This window comes from Amycolatopsis viridis, assembly GCF_011758765.1.
GTDB lineage: Bacteria > Actinomycetota > Actinomycetes > Mycobacteriales > Pseudonocardiaceae > Amycolatopsis_E > Amycolatopsis_E viridis.
In genome coordinates, this window is sequence record NZ_JAANOU010000001.1 from 1037585 (window position 1) to 1054744 (window position 17160).

14 protein-coding genes and 1 pseudogene are annotated in these 17160 nt (G+C 71.9%); 6 read left to right on the plus strand and 9 right to left on the minus strand.

The features are described 5' to 3' along the window. Nucleotides 1-22: 22 nt before the first annotated feature. Both FHX46_RS05240 and FHX46_RS05245 read right to left on the minus strand, forming a co-directional pair. The gene (locus FHX46_RS05240) at nucleotides 23-1936 is read right to left on the minus strand and encodes a propionyl-CoA synthetase (RefSeq protein ID WP_167111152.1); all 1914 of its coding nucleotides are present in this window, start codon (nucleotides 1934-1936) and stop codon (nucleotides 23-25) included. Nucleotides 1937-2348: 412 nt separating this feature from the next. Continuing rightward, nucleotides 2349-3245, minus strand: coding sequence for a DUF1963 domain-containing protein (locus FHX46_RS05245; RefSeq protein ID WP_167111154.1), 897 nt, complete (start codon nucleotides 3243-3245; stop codon nucleotides 2349-2351). 797 nt (nucleotides 3246-4042) lie between these two features. Here FHX46_RS05245 and FHX46_RS05250 point away from each other — a divergent pair. Further along, a complete protein-coding gene (locus FHX46_RS05250) occupies nucleotides 4043-5767 on the plus strand; it encodes a serine/threonine-protein kinase (RefSeq protein ID WP_167111156.1) in 1725 nt (574 codons plus the stop codon). Nucleotides 5768-5793: 26 nt separating this feature from the next. On the opposite strand, the gene FHX46_RS05255 is transcribed toward FHX46_RS05250, so the two are convergent. Together FHX46_RS05255 and FHX46_RS05260 are read right to left on the minus strand one after the other, a co-directional pair. Continuing rightward, on the minus strand, nucleotides 5794-6441 hold the full coding sequence (locus FHX46_RS05255) for a class I SAM-dependent DNA methyltransferase (RefSeq protein WP_167121147.1): 648 nt from the start codon (nucleotides 6439-6441) through the stop codon (nucleotides 5794-5796). Continuing rightward, nucleotides 6438-7985 (minus strand): dolichyl-phosphate-mannose--protein mannosyltransferase, encoded by a 1548-nt coding sequence (locus tag FHX46_RS05260; protein WP_167111158.1) that lies wholly within the window; start codon nucleotides 7983-7985, stop codon nucleotides 6438-6440. Before FHX46_RS05260 ends, FHX46_RS05255 begins: the two co-directional genes overlap by 4 nt. A gap of 64 nt (nucleotides 7986-8049) precedes the next feature. Here FHX46_RS05260 and rsmI point away from each other — a divergent pair, with 64 nt between their 5' ends. The 4 genes from rsmI (at nucleotide 8050) to FHX46_RS05280 (ending at nucleotide 12023) form a co-directional block, all read left to right on the plus strand. Then, nucleotides 8050-8877, plus strand: a complete 828-nt coding sequence (gene rsmI, locus FHX46_RS05265) for a 16S rRNA (cytidine(1402)-2'-O)-methyltransferase (protein ID WP_167111160.1) — start codon at nucleotides 8050-8052, stop codon at nucleotides 8875-8877. A 550-nt stretch (nucleotides 8878-9427) separates the two neighbouring features. Further along, nucleotides 9428-10027, plus strand: coding sequence for a DUF1989 domain-containing protein (locus tag FHX46_RS05270; RefSeq protein ID WP_167111162.1), 600 nt, complete (start codon nucleotides 9428-9430; stop codon nucleotides 10025-10027). 5 nt (nucleotides 10028-10032) lie between these two features. Beyond that, on the plus strand, nucleotides 10033-10635 hold the full coding sequence (locus FHX46_RS05275) for a flavin reductase family protein (RefSeq protein ID WP_208400010.1): 603 nt from the start codon (nucleotides 10033-10035) through the stop codon (nucleotides 10633-10635). A gap of 38 nt (nucleotides 10636-10673) precedes the next feature. Continuing rightward, nucleotides 10674-12023, plus strand: coding sequence for an MFS transporter (locus FHX46_RS05280; protein WP_167111165.1), 1350 nt, complete (start codon nucleotides 10674-10676; stop codon nucleotides 12021-12023). Between the two features lie 4 nt (nucleotides 12024-12027). Here the strand turns inward: FHX46_RS05280 and FHX46_RS05285 are convergent. From FHX46_RS05285 to FHX46_RS05300, 4 genes and pseudogenes are all read right to left on the minus strand, one after another. Next, nucleotides 12028-12405, minus strand: a pseudogene (locus FHX46_RS05285) (chorismate-binding protein); the annotation flags it as partial. Between the two features lie 32 nt (nucleotides 12406-12437). Continuing rightward, nucleotides 12438-12797: an OsmC family protein gene (locus tag FHX46_RS28750; protein WP_167111167.1), complete on the minus strand. Its 360-nt coding sequence runs from the start codon at nucleotides 12795-12797 to the stop codon at nucleotides 12438-12440. A 711-nt stretch (nucleotides 12798-13508) separates the two neighbouring features. After that, nucleotides 13509-14747 (minus strand): aminodeoxychorismate synthase component I, encoded by a 1239-nt coding sequence (locus FHX46_RS05295; protein WP_313886034.1) that lies wholly within the window; start codon nucleotides 14745-14747, stop codon nucleotides 13509-13511. Nucleotides 14748-14763: 16 nt separating this feature from the next. Next, the gene (locus FHX46_RS05300) at nucleotides 14764-15429 is read right to left on the minus strand and encodes a G1 family glutamic endopeptidase (RefSeq protein WP_167111168.1); all 666 of its coding nucleotides are present in this window, start codon (nucleotides 15427-15429) and stop codon (nucleotides 14764-14766) included. A gap of 111 nt (nucleotides 15430-15540) precedes the next feature. On the opposite strand from FHX46_RS05300, the gene FHX46_RS05305 reads away from it, so the two are divergent. Next, the gene (locus FHX46_RS05305) at nucleotides 15541-16536 is read left to right on the plus strand and encodes a DUF4185 domain-containing protein (protein WP_167111170.1); all 996 of its coding nucleotides are present in this window, start codon (nucleotides 15541-15543) and stop codon (nucleotides 16534-16536) included. Here the strand turns inward: FHX46_RS05305 and FHX46_RS05310 are convergent. Beyond that, nucleotides 16525-17139: a GH25 family lysozyme gene (locus FHX46_RS05310; protein ID WP_167111172.1), complete on the minus strand. Its 615-nt coding sequence runs from the start codon at nucleotides 17137-17139 to the stop codon at nucleotides 16525-16527. The two genes, FHX46_RS05305 and FHX46_RS05310, sit on opposite strands and share 12 nt — an antisense overlap. Nucleotides 17140-17160 lie beyond the last annotated feature (21 nt).

The window sequence follows — 17160 nt, forward strand, 5'->3', positions numbered from 1 at the left end:
CGTCGTCCGGCGCGCCCGCGGGTCAGGAGTCCTGCAGGATCGTGCGCAGGTTGTCGAGCACCGAGGGGTCCTCGATCGTCGACGGCACGGGCTCGTCGCGGCCTTCCGCGAGTCCGCGCATGGTCTTGCGGAGGATCTTGCCCGAGCGCGTCTTCGGCAACGCGTCCACAACAGACACCTGGCGGAACGCGGCCACCGGGCCGATGTCCCGCCGGACGGCGGCGACCAGTTCGGACTTGAGCTCCTCCTCGTCGACGTCCACACCGGACTTCAGCACCACCAGCCCACGCGGCACCTGTCCCTTCAGCGCGTCCCGCACGCCGATCACCGCGCACTCGGCCACGGCGGGGTGCGCCGCCAGCACGGCCTCCATCGATCCGGTCGAGAGCCGGTGCCCGGCGACGTTGATGACGTCGTCGGTGCGGCCCATCACGAACAGGTACCCGTCCTCGTCGAAGTACCCGGAGTCACCGGTGAGGTAGTAGCCCGGGTACCGGGACAGGTACGCCTCGACGTACCGCTCGTCGTCGCCCCACAGCGTGGGCAGGGTGCCCGGTGGCATCGGCAGCTTGAGGCAGATCGCGCCCTCCTGCCCGGCCGGCAGCGGCTCACCGGACTGGTCGAGGATCCGCACGTCGTAACCCGGCACCGGGACGGTCGCCGACCCCGGCTTGACCGGCATCGGCTCCACCCCGCGCGGGTTCGCGGCGATCGGCCAGCCGGTCTCGGTCTGCCACCAGTGGTCGATCACCGGCACGCCGAGCTTGTCGGAGGCCCAGTGCAGGGTCTCCGGGTCGAGCCGCTCGCCGGCCATGAACAGGGTCGAAAACGACGACAGGTCGTACTTCGCGAGTTCCGTGCCCTCCGGGTCGACCCGCTTGATGGCCCGCAGCGCGGTGGGGGCGGTGAACAACGCCTTCGCCCGGTGCTCGCTGATGACGCGCCAGAACGCGCCCGCGTCCGGCGTGCCCACCGGTTTGCCCTCGTACATCACCGTCGTCGCGCCGATCAGCAGCGGCGCGTACACGATGTAGGAGTGGCCGACCACCCAGCCGACATCGGAAGCGGTCCACCAGATGTCGCCGGGCTGGATGTCGTAGATCGCGGTCATCGAGTAGGCCAGCGCGACCGCGTGCCCGCCGGTGTCCCGCACGACGCCTTTCGGTTTCCCGGTCGTGCCGGAGGTGTAGAGGATGTAGAGCGGGTCCGTTGCCGCGACCGGCACCGGGCCCACCGGGGTGGCGTCCGCGACCAGGTCCTGCCAGTCGACGTCCCGTTCGCCGAGCGTCGCCCGGGCCGCGTCGCGTTGCAGCACCACGACCTTGTCCGGCTGGTGCGTGGTGCCGGCGAGTGCCTCGTCGATGATCGGCTTGTACTCGACCACCCGGCTCGGTTCGATGCCGCACGAAGCGGCGACGATCACCTTCGGTTTCGCGTCCTCGATGCGCGCGGCCAGCTCCTTGGGGGCGAACCCGCCGAACACCACCGAGTGCACGGCGCCGATGCGGGCGCAGGCCAGCATCGCCACCACCGCCTCGGGCACCATCGGCAGGTAGACGATCACCCGGTCGCCCTTGCCGACGCCGAGCGACCGCAGGGCCCCGGCGAACCGGGCGACCTCGTCGCGCAGCTGGGTGTAGGTGTAGGTGCGTTTGCCGCCGGTCACCGGCGAGTCCCAGATCAACGCGGCCTGCTCGCCCCGGCCGTGTTCCACGTGCCGGTCCAGCGCGTTGTAGGCGGTGTTCAGCTCGCCGTCCGGGAACCACCGGTACAGCGGGGCCTGCGACGAGTCGAGCGCTCTGGACGGCTCGCGCGTCCAGTCGATCGCCTTGGCGGCGGCCAGCCAGAACCCCTCCGGATCGGTCAGGCTGCGCTGGTATTCCTCCGCGTGACGGCCCATGGGACAGACCTCCTCGTCGTCGAGCTCGTGCCCCACATCATGGCCCAGAAAACGGCGGCGAGCAGCGGTCCTGCCCGCACCGATCCAGCCGCCCGCCCAGTGCGCTCGGACCACCCCGGCGCCCCAGCCCGCTTCGACGCGTCCGCACGGCCGGCCCCGCTCGCTCCGGCGACCGCGGTGCACGAATCCTCACTCGATCCGCAGCGCTGCCCCGCTCGCCTGTGCCGCCCCCGGTGCACGGGTCCGCCTCGGCTCCGCCGCAGGCTGTGCCCCGTGGTTTCCGGCTGCGCACGCCCCGGGCCCGCCTCGATGGGCGCGCGGGGATTGTGTCCCGCTGGCTTGAGCTACTGGCCCACAGGGCCGGTCCCCTTCAGGGAGCAGCTCCGCGAGGGCGCCGGGCTGGTGAGGGTGGTTCGTCACACGCGGCAGCACTTGGCCGGGAGGGCCGTCACTGACCGTAGAACGTTGCCGGGTGATCAGGAGCCGCTGAACAGACGAACACGCCTCCATGGGAAGCCCGGCCGATGCTCGCGCCGGTCGGCTCACAGGCTTGCTGGTACTCCGCAGTGTGCGCGACCAGGTGGCGTTCTTCGAGCGGCTGCCACCGCGAGACACGGTGGGGGTCCCACTCGAGGTGGGGGCACCATTCGTGGGTGTCGAGCTGGAGCAGGAGTACGGACGGTGCCTGGCACGTGGGGCACACGAGCTCCTCCGGCATGTCGGTCGTCCACCAGCCCATACTGCCGCCGACCTTGAAGCCGGGCGCCGTCGCGACCTCGTCGTACAGCGGCGGATACCACTCCTCGTCCGGGTACGGGGTCTCCCAGGCCCGCAGCCGCTCGAGCAGATCGTCGGGAAGCTCTTCGTACCACGGGTACTCGACAACGCGCTCCGGATCGAGGACACACGGACGCGGAACGAGTCTCTGCGCGGACAACTCCGGCGCGGGGGTGGGCTGCTCGGCCAGCGCCTGCCTCACGTCGGCGGCCCGGCGCCAGAACACCCGGACCGGCTCGGCCCCCTCGGGCGCCCCGTGGTAGCCACCGCACCACAACACCTGCACCAGATCCGCCCCGTCCGGGAAGGCGATCTCGGGAAAATCCGCGGCGGTCAACTGGGCGACCACGATCATCGGATCGTCCGGACCCAGCGCGCAGTACGGGGATTGCCCACAGCGCGGCCACGGTTCCGAGGCCGGCCACAGCAATGGGCCACCGATGTGGCTGTCCCGAAGGCCGGGGCGGCCCGGCCGGGGGTGAAGTCGTACCGCGTGGCGAACGTGTGCCTCGATGCCAGGAACAACCTGCGCGAGGTCAACCGGCGGCGCATCCGAAGTGCGAGTCACCGCGTCATCCTGCCTGACTACCTGCCGCGAGAGACCTCGAACTCACCAAGCTCGCGCACCAGCCCGGAACGCGTGCCATCCCGTGCGGGTGAACCGAACCGACTCAGGTCCGCCCGTAACCGGCCGGACCTCCCGCAGCCCAGGCCGCACGGCGACCGCTGCGGCGTCGGTGGTGCTGATCATCTCGTCACCGGCGACCTCGGCCAGGAATCCGCGCCGCTGGACCAGCGAAGACGACGATCAGGCTGTGCGCGCCGAGCGTGCTGTCGGGCATGCCCACCGTGGTGCACGCGCCGGCTCCCACCGATCCGCAGGGCTGCTCGTCCGGTTCGGCTACACCGCGCACGAGACCCCGCGCACCAGACCGCGCGCACCAGACCGCGCGCACCAGACCGGGCCGGCAAGCCCCAGTGTCTCGCCGTCCGGGCCTGCCGGCCCGGCATCCACCGTCGATGCACCCTGGCCGGGCGACCACCAGGACGCGAGTCCGGACGGGCGTCACCCGGAGGCCGCCGCTCCGAGCCGCGCAACTCGCGAGCCACCGTCCCGGCCACGGCCCGGCACCCACGACCCACGCCGATCCGCGGTCCGTGCACGCTCACCCGCTGTCCCTGCGCCGGGACGCGAACCGGCAGCCGTGCGTGTCCGATGGCCCTCGCGGGAGGGGCATCCACCAGGTGCTTTCACTCGTCCGGGTGGGCTGGAACGCGACCGCAACCCGCCCGCGCCCTGGCGCGTCCATGGTGCGAATAGGGTGAGAGGCCAGAAGAAGACCCCGACCACGAAGGGACCCGGCGGTGAACGCGTTCGCGGACTGGCTGCTGTCCCTCGCGCATACCCTGCTCAGCCCAGGTCTCTGCCCCGGCGACTGGGTCTGGTCCACGGTGGCCGCCGGTGCGCTGACCGCGCTGTTCCCGGTGGCCGGCGCGGTCCTCGTCGCGCTGATGCGGAAGTTCACCGGCAACCGCTACGACACCGGCACGATCTCGGCGATCAGTGTGATCGCGTTCGTGTTCACGTTCGGGTTGCCGTGGCTGGCCTTCAACGGCATCTCGAGCACCTACCGCGCCGTCCGCCAGGGCACGGCCTCCCTGCCGGGCGCCGACAGCGGGACGATATTCCGCGAGTACTGCTCGCTCATCGGCGTCCAGAGCGACTATCTCGGCGGTGGCCAGAACATCTTCGAGACGATCTTCTACTCGTCGGGCAACGTCCTCTCCTACGGCTACTACCTGGGTGGGCTCGTCGGGTTGCCGCTGGTCGCGCTGCTGTTCATGATCTTGCAGGCGCGCACCGCGATGCGCCGCGGACCGAAGTGGCCGGGCCGCCTGCTGTGGGTCGGGTTCGTGCTGTTCGTCGCGTTCTCGGTCGGTGTCTCGGCCAACACCGCAGTGTTCCTGTGGCTCGGCTTCCTGCCGGTCGCGATGCTCGGGATCATCCCGATCGCACTGGTCGGACCGCCCGCGTGGGTCGTGATCAACCGCCCCGAGCGGGAGCGCCCGGAGCCGCGGCCCGAGCCCCCGCCACCGGTGGAGCCGCCGGCCCCGCCGCCGCAGCAGCAGCCGAAGCAGTACACCCCCACCGCCGTCGCGCCGGCGGCGCAGCAGCTGGCCGCGGCGCCCGGCCCGATCCCGATGCCGCCGGGTTCGACGGCCAACGGCGGCGGCCGGTACCGGCGGATCAAACGCCTCGGTCACGGCGGGTTCGGCACGGTCTGGCAGGCGGTGGACAACCAGCTCGGCCGCACGGTCGCGTTGAAGATCGCGCACGCGCCCGACCGGGACACCGAGGAGCGCATGCGCCGCGAGGCCCGGGCGCTGGCGATGGTCAACCACCCGAACTGCGTGCGGGTGTACGACCTGGTGGAGGAGCCGGACGGGCTCGCCCTGGTCATGGAGTACCTGGAAGGGCAGTCGCTCGCCACCGCGGTCGACACCATTGGCCCGCTCGACGACATCGCCGCGGGCCGCCTGTGGGCCACGATGGCCGGGGCGCTCGCCGCGGCCCACGAGAAGGGCGTGCTGCACCGCGACGTGAAGCCATCGAACGTGATCCTGGACCCGCAGGGCATCCCGCACCTGATCGACTTCGGCATCGCACGCAGCCGCGGCGACTCGACGATGACCGCCACCGGGATGATGATCGGCACGCCGGACTTCGTCGCACCCGAGCAGGCGGCCGGCGCGCCGGCTTCCCCGGCCTCGGACGCGTGGCAACTGGCGGCGACGGTCAGCTACGCGCTGTCCGGCTACCCGCCGCGGGGCACCCGCGAGACGCCCATGGCCGCCCTGATGGCGGCGGCACGCGCGGAGCCGGTGTCCCGGCTGCCGCAGCGCTCCGTGCACGCCCGGCTGTTGATCGCCTCGCTCGACAACGAACCCCGCCGCCGTCCGACGCTGCACACGGTCGTGCGCGAGGTGGAGGGTTTCCTGGCGCGGTCGGGCAAGTCGGCGGACGGCCCGGTCACGCGCATCGTGCCGCCCGTCGGCGGAACAACGAGGGCGATGCCGCCGCGCCGCTGACGCCGCGTCCGGGGGTGGCGTCAGACCTACCGATGTGGCAGGGCAGAACGCCGGGTGGTGCGCTTCCGGCCGAGCAGGATCGCCTGCGGGTGCTTCGCGCCGTCCAGTTCGACCCGCGCGACGATGTCGAAACCAGCCCGTTTCAGCAGTCTCGCGACGTGGTCGGGCGGCAGCAGGTAAGCGTCGTAGTCCACCGGACGGCCATAGGCCTGCTCGGGCTGCAACTGGGCGTTGCCGGCGTGGAAGCCGATCAGCACGTGACCCGCGGGCGTCAGCGCGCGGGCGAAGCCGGTGAACACCGCGGGCAGGACTGCGGGCGGCACGTGGAAGATCGACCACCACGCGACGATCCCGCCCAGCTGACCCGCGGGCAGGTCGAGCGCCGTCATGGTGCCCACGTCGAACCGCAGGTACGGGTACGTGCGCCGGGCAACCGCGATCATCTTGGGGGACAAGTCGACACCGAAGGCGTCCACGCCGAGGCCGGCCAGGTGCGCCGTCACCTGGCCCGGGCCGCAGCCCACGTCGGCCACCGGCCCGGTCACCAGCTCGGCGAAGGCGCCCAGCACGCCGCGGCCGACCGCATCGGCCGCGAACCGCGGGCGGACGAACTCGGCGTAGTCCTCCGCGACCCGGTCGTACGACTCCCGCGCGCGGTCGAGGTACCCGGTCATCGCCAGGACGGCAGCCACAGCTCCGCCTGCCAGCGGGCGCTGCTGATCGGGTCGCCGTTCAGGATCGGCCACAGCCAGGCGAAGTTCGCCACCACCAGGCCGACGTACAGCGCCACCACCAGCAGCCCGGTGCCGCGCCGTTCGAACCCGCGCCTCGCGCTGCCCAGGATCTGGCCCAGCGCCAGCGTCAGGCCCAGTGCCAGGAACGGCGCCATCGGCGTGGCGTAGAAGAAGTACATCTGCCGGTCGATGTTGGTGAACCAGGGCAGCAACCCGGCGAGGTAGCCGACCAGGACGGCCGCGTACCGCCAGTCGAACCGGAACAGCCACCGCCACAGGCCCCAGCCGAGCATCGGCAGCGCCAGCCACCACGTCGCGGGCGTGCCGATCAGCATCGTTGCCTGAACGCAGTCCGAGCCGCCGCACGTGCCGTTGCCGGACTCGTAGTAGTAGAGCATCGGCCGCAGCCCCATCGGCCACGTCCACGGCTTCGACTCCCACGGGTGCGGGTCGTTCTTCGGCGTGACCAGGGTTTCGTGGAAGTGCAGCACGTTCATCGAGTAGTCGCCCAGCGACCGCAGCGCCGGCGGCACCCAGCTCCAGAACCCGGGCGCGATGCCCTGGATCTCGACGTAGTGCCGGTCGGTGGCGGACTCGCTCGCGAACCAGGCCCACCAGCTCGCCAGGTACATCAGCACGGGGATGGCGAGGAGCGCCCACAGCGCGGGCAGCACGTCCCGGCGCAACGTCCCGAGCCACGGTCGCGGCACGCCCGCGGCGCGCCGCGCGGCGACGTCGAAGCCGACGCACAGCAGCCCGAAGAACGCCATGTAGTACAGGCCCGACCACTTCACCGCGAAGGTCAGCCCGAGGCACACCCCGGCCGCGAACCGCCACCACCGGAAACCCAGCCGCGGTCCCCACGGCGACTCGTCCGCCCAGCCCTGCGCCACCGCGACGGCCAGGCGCTGCCGCACCTGGTCGCGGTCGCACACCAGGCAGGCGAACGCGGCCAGCGCGAACAGGGCGATGAAGATGTCCAGCATCCCCATCCGCGCCTGCAGGAACAGCACCCCGTCGCAGATCACGAGGATCCCGGCGATGCCGCCGAGCAGCGTCGACCGGGTGAGCCGGCGCGCGAGGCGGATCGTCAGCAGCACGATGAGCGTCCCGGCGAGCGCGGCGCTGAACCGCCAGCCCCAGCCGTCGTAGCCGAACGCCCACTCGCCCAGCGCGATGAGCTGTTTCGCCAGCGGCGGGTGCACCACGAGCTCGTAGCCCGCGTTGTCCTCGAACCAGCCGTTGCGCAACATCTGCCACGCCTGCGGCACGTAGTGCTTCTCGTCGAAGACCGGGGTGCCCTTGTCGGTGGGGAAGCCGAGGTTCTGGAACCGGGTGACCGCCGCGACGAGCGTCAGGACGATCGTGACCACCCAGCCGCGCAACCGGTCGTCCGGCATCGGCCGTCCGAGCAGGGTCGCGGCACGGTCCGTCGGCGGGCGGAGCGGGTCCACCTGGTCCGGGCGCGTCAGCAGAGCGGTCACGCGCCTGATCCTAGGTTCCCACGGGTGAGCTCGGGATGCCCGCGCGGCTAATAGGGTGAGGGCCATGCCGCTCGTCCTCGCCGCGACCCCGCTCGGTGACTCCCGGGACGCCTCGCCCCGCCTGGTCACCGCTCTCGCCGAGGCGGACGTGATCGCCGCCGAGGACACCCGGCGGCTGCGGTCGCTGGCCACCGCGCTGGACGTGACACCGCGCGGGCGGGTGGTCAGCTTCTACGAGGACGTCGAGACGGCGCGGCTGCCGAAGCTGCTGGAGGCACTGCGCGCCGGGGAGACTGTCGTGCTGGTCACCGACGCCGGCATGCCCAGCGTGTCGGATCCGGGATATCGGCTGGTCACCGCGTGCGTCGAGGAGGACCTGCCGGTCACCTGCCTGCCCGGCCCGTCGGCGGTGACGACGGCGCTGGCGCTGTCCGGCCTGCCCAGCGACCGGTTCTGCTTCGAGGGGTTCGCGCCGCGCAAGCCGGGTGAGAAGGGGCGCTGGTTCCGGGAGCTGGCGCACGAGCCGCGGACGGTCGTGTTCTTCGAGTCGCCGCACCGGCTGGCCGCGACGCTGACCGAGGCCGCCGACGCGCTGGGCGGCGAGCGGCGGGCGGCGGTGTGCCGGGAGCTGACGAAGACGTACGAGGAGGTCCGGCGCGGGACGCTGCCCGAGCTCGCCGAGTGGGCAGCCGAGGGTGTGCGCGGCGAGATCACCGTGGTGCTGGAGGGCGCCCGGCCGCGGGCGGTGTCGCTGACGGACCTGGTGGCGGAGGTGTCGGCGCGGGTGGCGGCCGGCGAGCGGCTGAAGGCCGCGGCGGGGGAGGTCGCCGAGGCGGCCGGGGTGTCGAAGAAGGAGCTCTACGACGCGGTGCTGGCGGCGCGGCGCGCGTGACTGGTGGTGCCGGGCGGCTGAGTGCGTCTGGGGCATGCGGTTGCGGGTGAGTGGTGCCGTGCGGCGGGGTGCGGCTCCGCGTGAGCCGGTGGTGCGGGGCGCGCGGTGTGCGGCCTGGGTGCGCGCCGCGCTTGACAGGCTGGATTCCGGGGTTGGGCGTCTGGGGTGTGCGGCCACGGATGAGCGGTGGGTGCGGGGCGGGCGGGTCCGCGTCCAGGGTCTGCCGCCGGGGTGCGCGGCGCGTTTGAGTAGTGGTGTCGGGCGGCTGAGTTCGCGGCTGGAGTGCGGCTGCGCCTGAGAAGTGGTGCTGGACGAGCGGGGTACGCGGCGCGCGTGACTGGTGGTGCCGCGGCCCGTTCGCGGCCACCCAGCGCGGCGCGGCGTCGATGGGCGCCGGGGGAAGGTGTGACCCGCTCCCGCCGAACTCCGTCCCCGCCTGAGCAGCGCTGATCGGGATGGCCCCGTGAACTGGCACCGGACCTGTTGACCTAACCCCGACGTTTGGGTAAGGATGCTGTCAACACCTACCCAAACGTTTGTGGAGGCTCTGATGGACCTTGCAGCGCGCTCCGGCATCGCGCTTCGGCTCTCGGCGGGGGAGCACCTCGTGGTGACGAACACGCACGGCCAGCAGGTGGTCGACACCTGGGCGTTGTCGGCGCAGGAACCGTCGCGGTTCCTGTCGGCATCCCACACCTGGATGCACACCGGCCGTCTCGTGGTCCGGGCCGGTGACGACCTGGTGGACAACACCCGGCGGCCGCTGTTGTCGTTGTCGGAGGACACCAGCCTGGGCGACCACGATCTGCTCATCCCGAGCTGTGATCTGCCCCGCTACCGGCAGCTCGGGGTGCGGGAGTACCACGACAACTGCCACGACAACTTCTACGCGGCTCTGGCGGCGCTCGGCGTCCCGGCTCCGCAGTTCGTCCCGCAGCCGTTGAACCTGTTCATGCGGGTGCCGATCGCCGCCGACGGGGCGATCTCGATCGAGTCGCCGCGCGCTCGCGCGGGTGACCGGGTCCGGCTCACCGCGGTCGAGGACGTCGTCGTGGTGCTCTCCGCCTGCCCGCAGGACCTGGCGGCCACGAACGGCGTGGGACGCACCCCGACCGGTGTCGCCTACGACATCGTCGGGGCCACCGTGTGATGCCGATGATTCCCCTCGATCACCTCGATCCGGCGGAGCTCTTCGCGATGGTGTCGTGGACCATCGCACCCCGGCCGATCGCCTGGGTCACGTCGGTGAGCCCGGCCGGCGACCACAACCTCGCCCCGTTCAGCTTCTTCACCATCGCCTCGACCGATCCGCTCATCCTCATGATCGCCATCGAGCCGCGCGAGGACGGCAGCGTCAAGGACACGCTCGGCAACGTCCTGTCGACCCGGCAGTTCGTCGTGCATATCGCCGAGCTCGACCGCCTCCCCGAGGTCGCCCGGAGCGGCGACCCCAGCCCACCCGACTTCGACGAGCTGGCGGACCTGGCTCTGCCGACCAGCGCGGCCACGGTGGTGCGGCCGCCGGTCATCGACGGTTGCGCCGCGGTGTTCGAATGCGAGCTGCTGACCACCCACCGCCCGGGACTGGAGACCCTGGTCTTCGGGAGAGTCGTCGCCGCGCGGGTCGCCGAACACCTGATCACCGGGTGCGGTCGCGTCGACGTCGCGGCCCTGCGTCCCCTCGGCCGCATCGGCAACGTCTTCACCGCGAGCACCCTCCTCGAGCGGCCCGATCGCCCCGTCGGGACCGCGTGCTGACCCCGTCACCCCCCGCCCCTCAACGGAGAGGAACGCTCATGGCCGGCCATGATGCCCAGTCCTTCATCGACCGCGCTCCGCTCACCCGGTTCCACCTGAAACTGACCCTGTTCTCGGCCGGTGGCCCCTTGCTCGACGGCTACGCGGTCACCATCATCGGGCTCGCACTGCTGACGCTGGCCCCCGCGCTGCACCTCGACGCCACCCAGACCGGTCTCACCGCGGCCGCGGCCCTCGCCGGAATCCTCATCGGCGGGCTGGTGTTCGGGCGCCTGACCGACCGCATCGGCCGCAAGGTCATGTACATCGCGAACCTCGTCGCGCTCAGCGCTGTCTCGATCCTCTGCGCGTTCGTCGTCGACGCCTGGCAACTGATCGCGCTGCGGTTCGTGCTCGGCATCATGATCGGCGCCGACTACCCCATCGCGAGCTCCCTGCTCGCGGAGTTCGTGCCCAGCCGGCACCGCGGCCGTCTTCTCGGGGCGCTGTTCGCCGCGTTCGGCGTCGGGGCCGCACTCGCCGCCGGGACGGGCTGGGCGCTGTCGGCGCTCGGGCCGGATGCCTGGCGGTGGATGCTCGCCTCGCCCGCCGTCATCGGCGTGGTCACACTCGTCCTGCGCCTGAACGCACCGGAATCACCGCGCTGGCTGCTCAACCACGGGCGGCGCGACGATGCCGAACGCGTTGTCCGGAAGATCTGGGGTCCGGACGCGCAGGTGGACGAACTGCGCGAGCCCGAAACCGCTCCCGCGACGGCGCTGCTGAACCGGCGCTCGGTGCGGCGCATGGCGTTCGTCAGCGCGTTCTTCATCGCCCACGTCGTCCCGCTCTTCGCTGTCTACAGCTTCGGGCCGACGCTGCTGCACCGGCTCGGCATCGGGACCGATTCGCCCTATCTGCCCGAGGTGATCATCGCGTTGCTGTTCGTGGTGGGCAGCGTGCCCGGGCTGTGGCTGGTGGACCGGATCGGGCGCATCCCGCTGCTGGTCGGCACGTTCGCGATCATGGTCGTCGTCTTCGCGTTCATCGCCTTGGCCCCGACCGCTCCGCCCGGCTTGCTCTTCGCCGCGCTGGCGTTGTTCGCGATCGCCTCGGGCGCGTCGAACTTCATCGAGATCATCGTTCCCAACGAACTGTTCCCGACCTCGGTCCGGGCCACGGCCACCGGAATCGTCGTGGCGGTCAGCCGCATCGGCGCGGCCATCAGCACGTTCCTGCTCCCGACCGTGCTCGCCGGATTGGGCACCACCGCGGTCATGTGGTTCCTGGCGGCCGTCAACGCGGTGGGCCTGCTGGGCACGGTCGTGCTCGGGGAGGAGACGATGGGGCGTCCGCTCAGTGCGCTCCCGGCCGGTGCGCGACTTCCCGCGCGCGGCGGACGGGGGTAGCCGGTCAGCCGAGCAACGCCTCCAGCGGCGCGGCCTTGTGCAGGCATTCCTGCCATTCGGCGTCGGCGGCGGAATCCGCGGTGATGCCGCCGCCCACGCCGAGCGCGATGCGGTCGCCGTGCAGTTCGAAGGTGCGGATCGCGACGTTGAGTTCGAGCCCGGCCACCGGCGAAGCGAGGCCGATCGCCCCGGTGTACACCCCGCGCGGGCGGGGTTCCAGCTCGGCGATCAGCTCCAGTGCCCGGATCTTCGGCGCACCGGTGACCGATCCGGGCGGGAACGTGGCGGCCAGCAGGTCGGCGTCCGTGCCGGACAGGCGGCCTTCGACCGTGGACTCCACGTGCCACACCCCGGGCGCCGGCCGGACGCGGCGAGGCTGCGGATATTTACCCAACGCGGCGGTGGTCCAGGCGGTCAGGCCGGTTCGAACGTCAGGGGCTTGCTCAGGGTGGAGCGCACCGGTGAGCACTCGATGCGCTTCACGACCGCGGGACGGAAAGCCTCCAGCGCCGACGGCAGGACGAGCTCGTACCGGAACCTCGTCGTCGACTCCTCGCGCTCCAGGTGCACCCGGACGGTCACGTCCGCGTCGGCGACGCCGGCCTCGGCCAGTGCCATTCGCGCCGAGATGGTCATGCACGTGGCCAGCGACGCCTCCAGAAGTTCATGCGGCCGCATCCCCGTCGAACCGCCGACGCCCTCCTTGAGCGTGTCCGCGAGGCCGTCATTGCCGCCCGCCCGGAACTTGACCTGCCAGGGTGTCGGAAGCGCCACGGCTTCCACCATCGTTCTCGCCTCCCCGATGTTGGCCGACTCGCCGGAAGTCTAGCGGGAAGCCCACAAGATGGGAATTCCAGTCCACTTAATGGGACATAGGTCTGGACAACTGGTGCGCGCCACCATCCGGTTCCACGATCAGGGCAATCAGGGCCGGATTGCCGGGCCACACCGGTGAGCGCGCGGGCATCGAGGACGTCGAACCCCGGTGTCGCGCCAGCTGTCGAGGAAGCGGGCGCGGACCCGGCGGAGGGCGTCGGGGACAGGCCGGTGATGAAGCCGCGCATCGCCGAGCCGAGGTAGACCGTCCGGGTGCAGCGGCTGCAAAGAGCGGCGCCCGGGCTTCGACGAACTGGCGGACCTGCGGTTGCCGACGAGCACGGCGTCGGTGGTGCAGCCGCCGGTCATCGACGGCTGCGCTGCGGTGTTCGAATGCGAGCGTGTTGCCGAACCCCTGCTCAGCGGAGGCGGTCGCGTCGACACCAAGGCCCTCCGTCCACTCGGCCGCATCGGCCTCGCCTTCACCGCAAGCAACCTGCGAACCGGCCCGATCTCCCCGTCACGAGGACGTGCCCCGTCCGCCCACCCCTCAACGGAGAGGAACGTCCATGGCCGGCCACGGGTTGGGCTCCAGTGCGGTCATGTGGTTCCTCGCGGCCGTCAAGGGGCGGGCCTGACTTTCCGGGCTCGGCGGACGGGGGTAGCCGGTCAGGCGAGCAACGCCTCCAGCGGCGCGGCCTTGTGCAGGCATTCCTGCCATTCGGCGTCGGCGGCGGAATCCGCGGTGATGCCGCCGCCCACGCCGAGCGCGATGCGGTCGCCGTGCAGTTCGAAGGTGCGGATCGCGACGTTGAGTTCGAGCCCGGCCACCGGCGAAGCGAGGCCGATCGCCCCGGTGTACACCCCGCGCGGGCGGGGTTCCAGCTCGGCGATCAGCTCCAGTGCCCGGATCTTCGGCGCTCCGGTGACCGATCCGGGCGGGAACGTGGCGGCCAGCAGGTCGGCGTCGGAGGTGACCACCCGCCCCTCCACCGTCGACTCCAGGTGCCACACCCCGGGCGCCGGCCGGACGCGCAGCAGCTCGGGCACCCGCACGCTGCCCACCGCGCACACCCGGCCCAGGTCGTTGCGGACGAGGTCGGTGATCATCACGTTCTCCGCGACGTCCTTGACCGACTCGCGCAGCTGCCGGGCCAGCACGTCGTCCGCCGGGCCGCGCCGGGGGAGCGTCCCCTTGATCGGCGTGGACCGGACCCGGTCGCCGTGCCGGGCGAGGAACAGCTCCGGCGACAACGACACCACGCTGCCCCACCCGCCGGTGAGGAACGCCGCCCGGCGCGGTTGCAGGCGCCGCACCCCGGCCGCGAACAACGCCGCCGGGGAACCGGCGAACGAGCCCTCGAACCGGGTGCAGATGTTGGCCTGGAACAGTTCTCCCGCCTCGATCGCGTGCACGCACGCCTTGACCGCGTCGGCGTGCTCGGCCGGCAGGGGCCGGTGCAACGGCCCCGCCCGCCAGGTCACGGACGGCGCCGGCCGCGTCAGCAGCTCGGCGAACTCCGCCGCCCGGTCGTCGCCGAGCGATTCGAACCACCACCAGCCGTCGGCGTCCAGCCGGAGTACGTGGTCGGCCCATCCCCACACCGCGGCCGGCAGCGGGGTGCGCCGCCCGGACGGGTCGGTCAGGTCGTAGGACAGGTAGCCGAACCACCCGCCGCCGACCGTGCCCGGCGGCGCGTCGACCGGGGGACAGCGGTCCGGTACCGAGAACGCGTCGGACGACGGCTCCAAGCAGACCTCCGGCGCCAGGACGGCCCGCGAGCCGAACCAGTCGCCGCACAGCCCGGCCGCCGTGCCCAGACCGCGGAGGCGGGCCCGCTCCTCGAGCAGCAGCAGCACCTCGTCCGGTGTTCTGCCCCGGCCCAGTCTCGTCCGCGTGACCTGCACCGGGACATTGTCGGTGTCAGTGCCGGGTCACCGTGAACGCGGTGCCGTCGGCGGAGATGGCGCTGGGCGACCAGGTGTAGGTCCCGCGGTCGTCCGCCTCGAGCCTGGTGGGGCCGGTGTCGGCGAGGTCGGTGCCGTTGAACCGGACGCCGGTGAACTGCACCCCGCCCGGGATGGCGGGGTAGGAGTCGGTGGGGGACTCGATGACCGCCTCGGCGGACGAGTGCTGCGAGCTGAGCGTCCTGGTGGCCGTCTGCGTCCAGCCACGTGTGGTGTCGCTGAGGTCGAGGCGGTAGGTGTTCGCGCCGGTGCGGGTCACGGTGGCGGTGATGTGGTCACCGGCGGAGACCGGGTTGGCGAAGTAGACCGGGGGCGCCGGGTACATCTCGTACCAGGCCCGGTAGACGGGCCGGCCGCTGGAACAGTCGGTCGACACGCCGGTCTGCTCCACGGTCGGCGAGCCGTCCCCGTCGATGCCGACCCACGGCGCGAAGAGGTCCTTGGTGGAGGTGCAGGTCACCGACGGCTCGACCCAGCCGGCGGTGGCCGAGGTGAAGCTGCCGACGCTGACGTAACCACCCCAGTTGCCGCCCGGGAAGTCCAGGGCGCCGAACGTGGGTGCGGTCGCCGCGGGAGCGGTGACGGCGGAGAGGACGAGGACGGCGACGAGGGCGCATTTCATGGTTCGAGTATCGGAGGTGGGAAATTCGCGCACCAGCTGCTTCCGCCGCAAAGGGGTCGCCCAAGGTGGTGGCAAGCTGCGGTGACGCCGTGTCGCACCTAGCGTCGGGGCATGGTTCGGGTCATCGGGACGGAGCGGATCGCCAAGATCACCGGCGCGGATTCGATCAACCGCACGGATCGGTTCGCCATTCACGGCACCGACCTCGGCATCCTGTGGGACGGCGGGGACGGCCGCGTGTTCGTGTTGTTCGGGGACACCTTCGGCGAGGGCTGGGGCGGCGACGGTGGCGGCCCGGACAGCGCGGACTGGCGCAGCAACGTCCTCGCGTTCTCGACCACGACGGACCTGGCGTCCGGCCTGACGCTGGACGGTGTGGTCGCCCGGCCGGACGGCACCGCGGCCCAGGTCATCGCCCGTGACGACCGGCCGGACGAGGTCGGCGAGGTCACCGTCATCCCGAACTCGGGCCTGGCGGTCGGCGGGCTGCAGGTCGCGCATTACATGTCGGTGCGGCAGTGGGGTCCGCCGGGGAAGTGGACCACGAACTACTCGGGACTGGCGGTCTCCGACGACGGCGGCCGCACCTGGGCGAAACCGTGGAGTGCGCGCTGGATCAACCGCGCCGAGCGGGACGACCCGTTCCAGATGGGCGCACTGGCCCGCGAGGGTGACCACGTCTACCTCTTCGGCACCACCAACGGCCGGCACGGTCCCGCGTACCTCGCCCGCACCGCGATCCCGTACCTGCTCGACGCGTCCTCCTACGAGTACTTCGACGGCCGTGGCTGGATTCGCGACGAGTTCGCCGCCGCGCCCGTCCTGCCCGGGCCGGTCGGGGAGCTCTCCGTCGCCTACGACGGCCACCTCGGACAGTGGCTCGCTCTGCACCTGGACGACCCGGGCGGTGCGATCCTGCTGCACTCCGCCGACCGCCTGACGGGGCCCTGGTCGCCGGGCGTGGTCGCGGTGCCCGGGCACCAGTACCCCGGGCTCTACGGCGGGTACCTGCACCCGTGGGCGCTGGACGGACCGGACATCTACTACCTGATGTCGCAGTGGGGCCCGTACAACGTGTTCCTCATGCGCAGCCGGCTAGAGCAGTAGGTCGGCGAGGGTGAACGGGTAGACGAGGGCGTCCATCCCGATGGGGCCGGCCACGCCGGGCATCGGCGGCACCGAGCTGTGCTCGTGCAGCGCCAGGCGCGGGTGGAACCAGCCGGGCCGGCCGGGGATGTCGTTGTGCCGCGCCACCCACAGCACGACCTCGCGATCGGCCCATTTCTCCGGGTGCAGCCGGCGCAGCCAGAGCCCGTAGTCGGCGTACACGACGACCCGCTCGATACCGGCGGTCTGCCGCACGGTCTTGATCCACGCCCGCACGAACCGGTCGTCGACGCCTTCCGCCTCGACCTCCAGCGTGGGCGCGAGCGAACCCGGTCCGAACACGCCGAGCCCGCGTCCGGCCCGGACGCACAGCTCCGCCTGGTCGTGCGGCGCGCCCGGCCGCGCGTAGTGCCGGATGCCGGTGCGGATACCCGCCTGCTGCGCGGCCTCGATCTGCTTGCCCGCGCCGTGGTCGAGCCAGTTCGTGTTCTCGGTGACGGTGATGGAGGCGAACGAGACGGCGCCGGCGCGGACTGCGTCCCAGTCCGCCACCGTCGCGTGCAGCGCGAGGTTGATCCCGCGCTCGGTGCTGCCCTCGGTCACGCCGCCGCCCTGTTCCCGAAC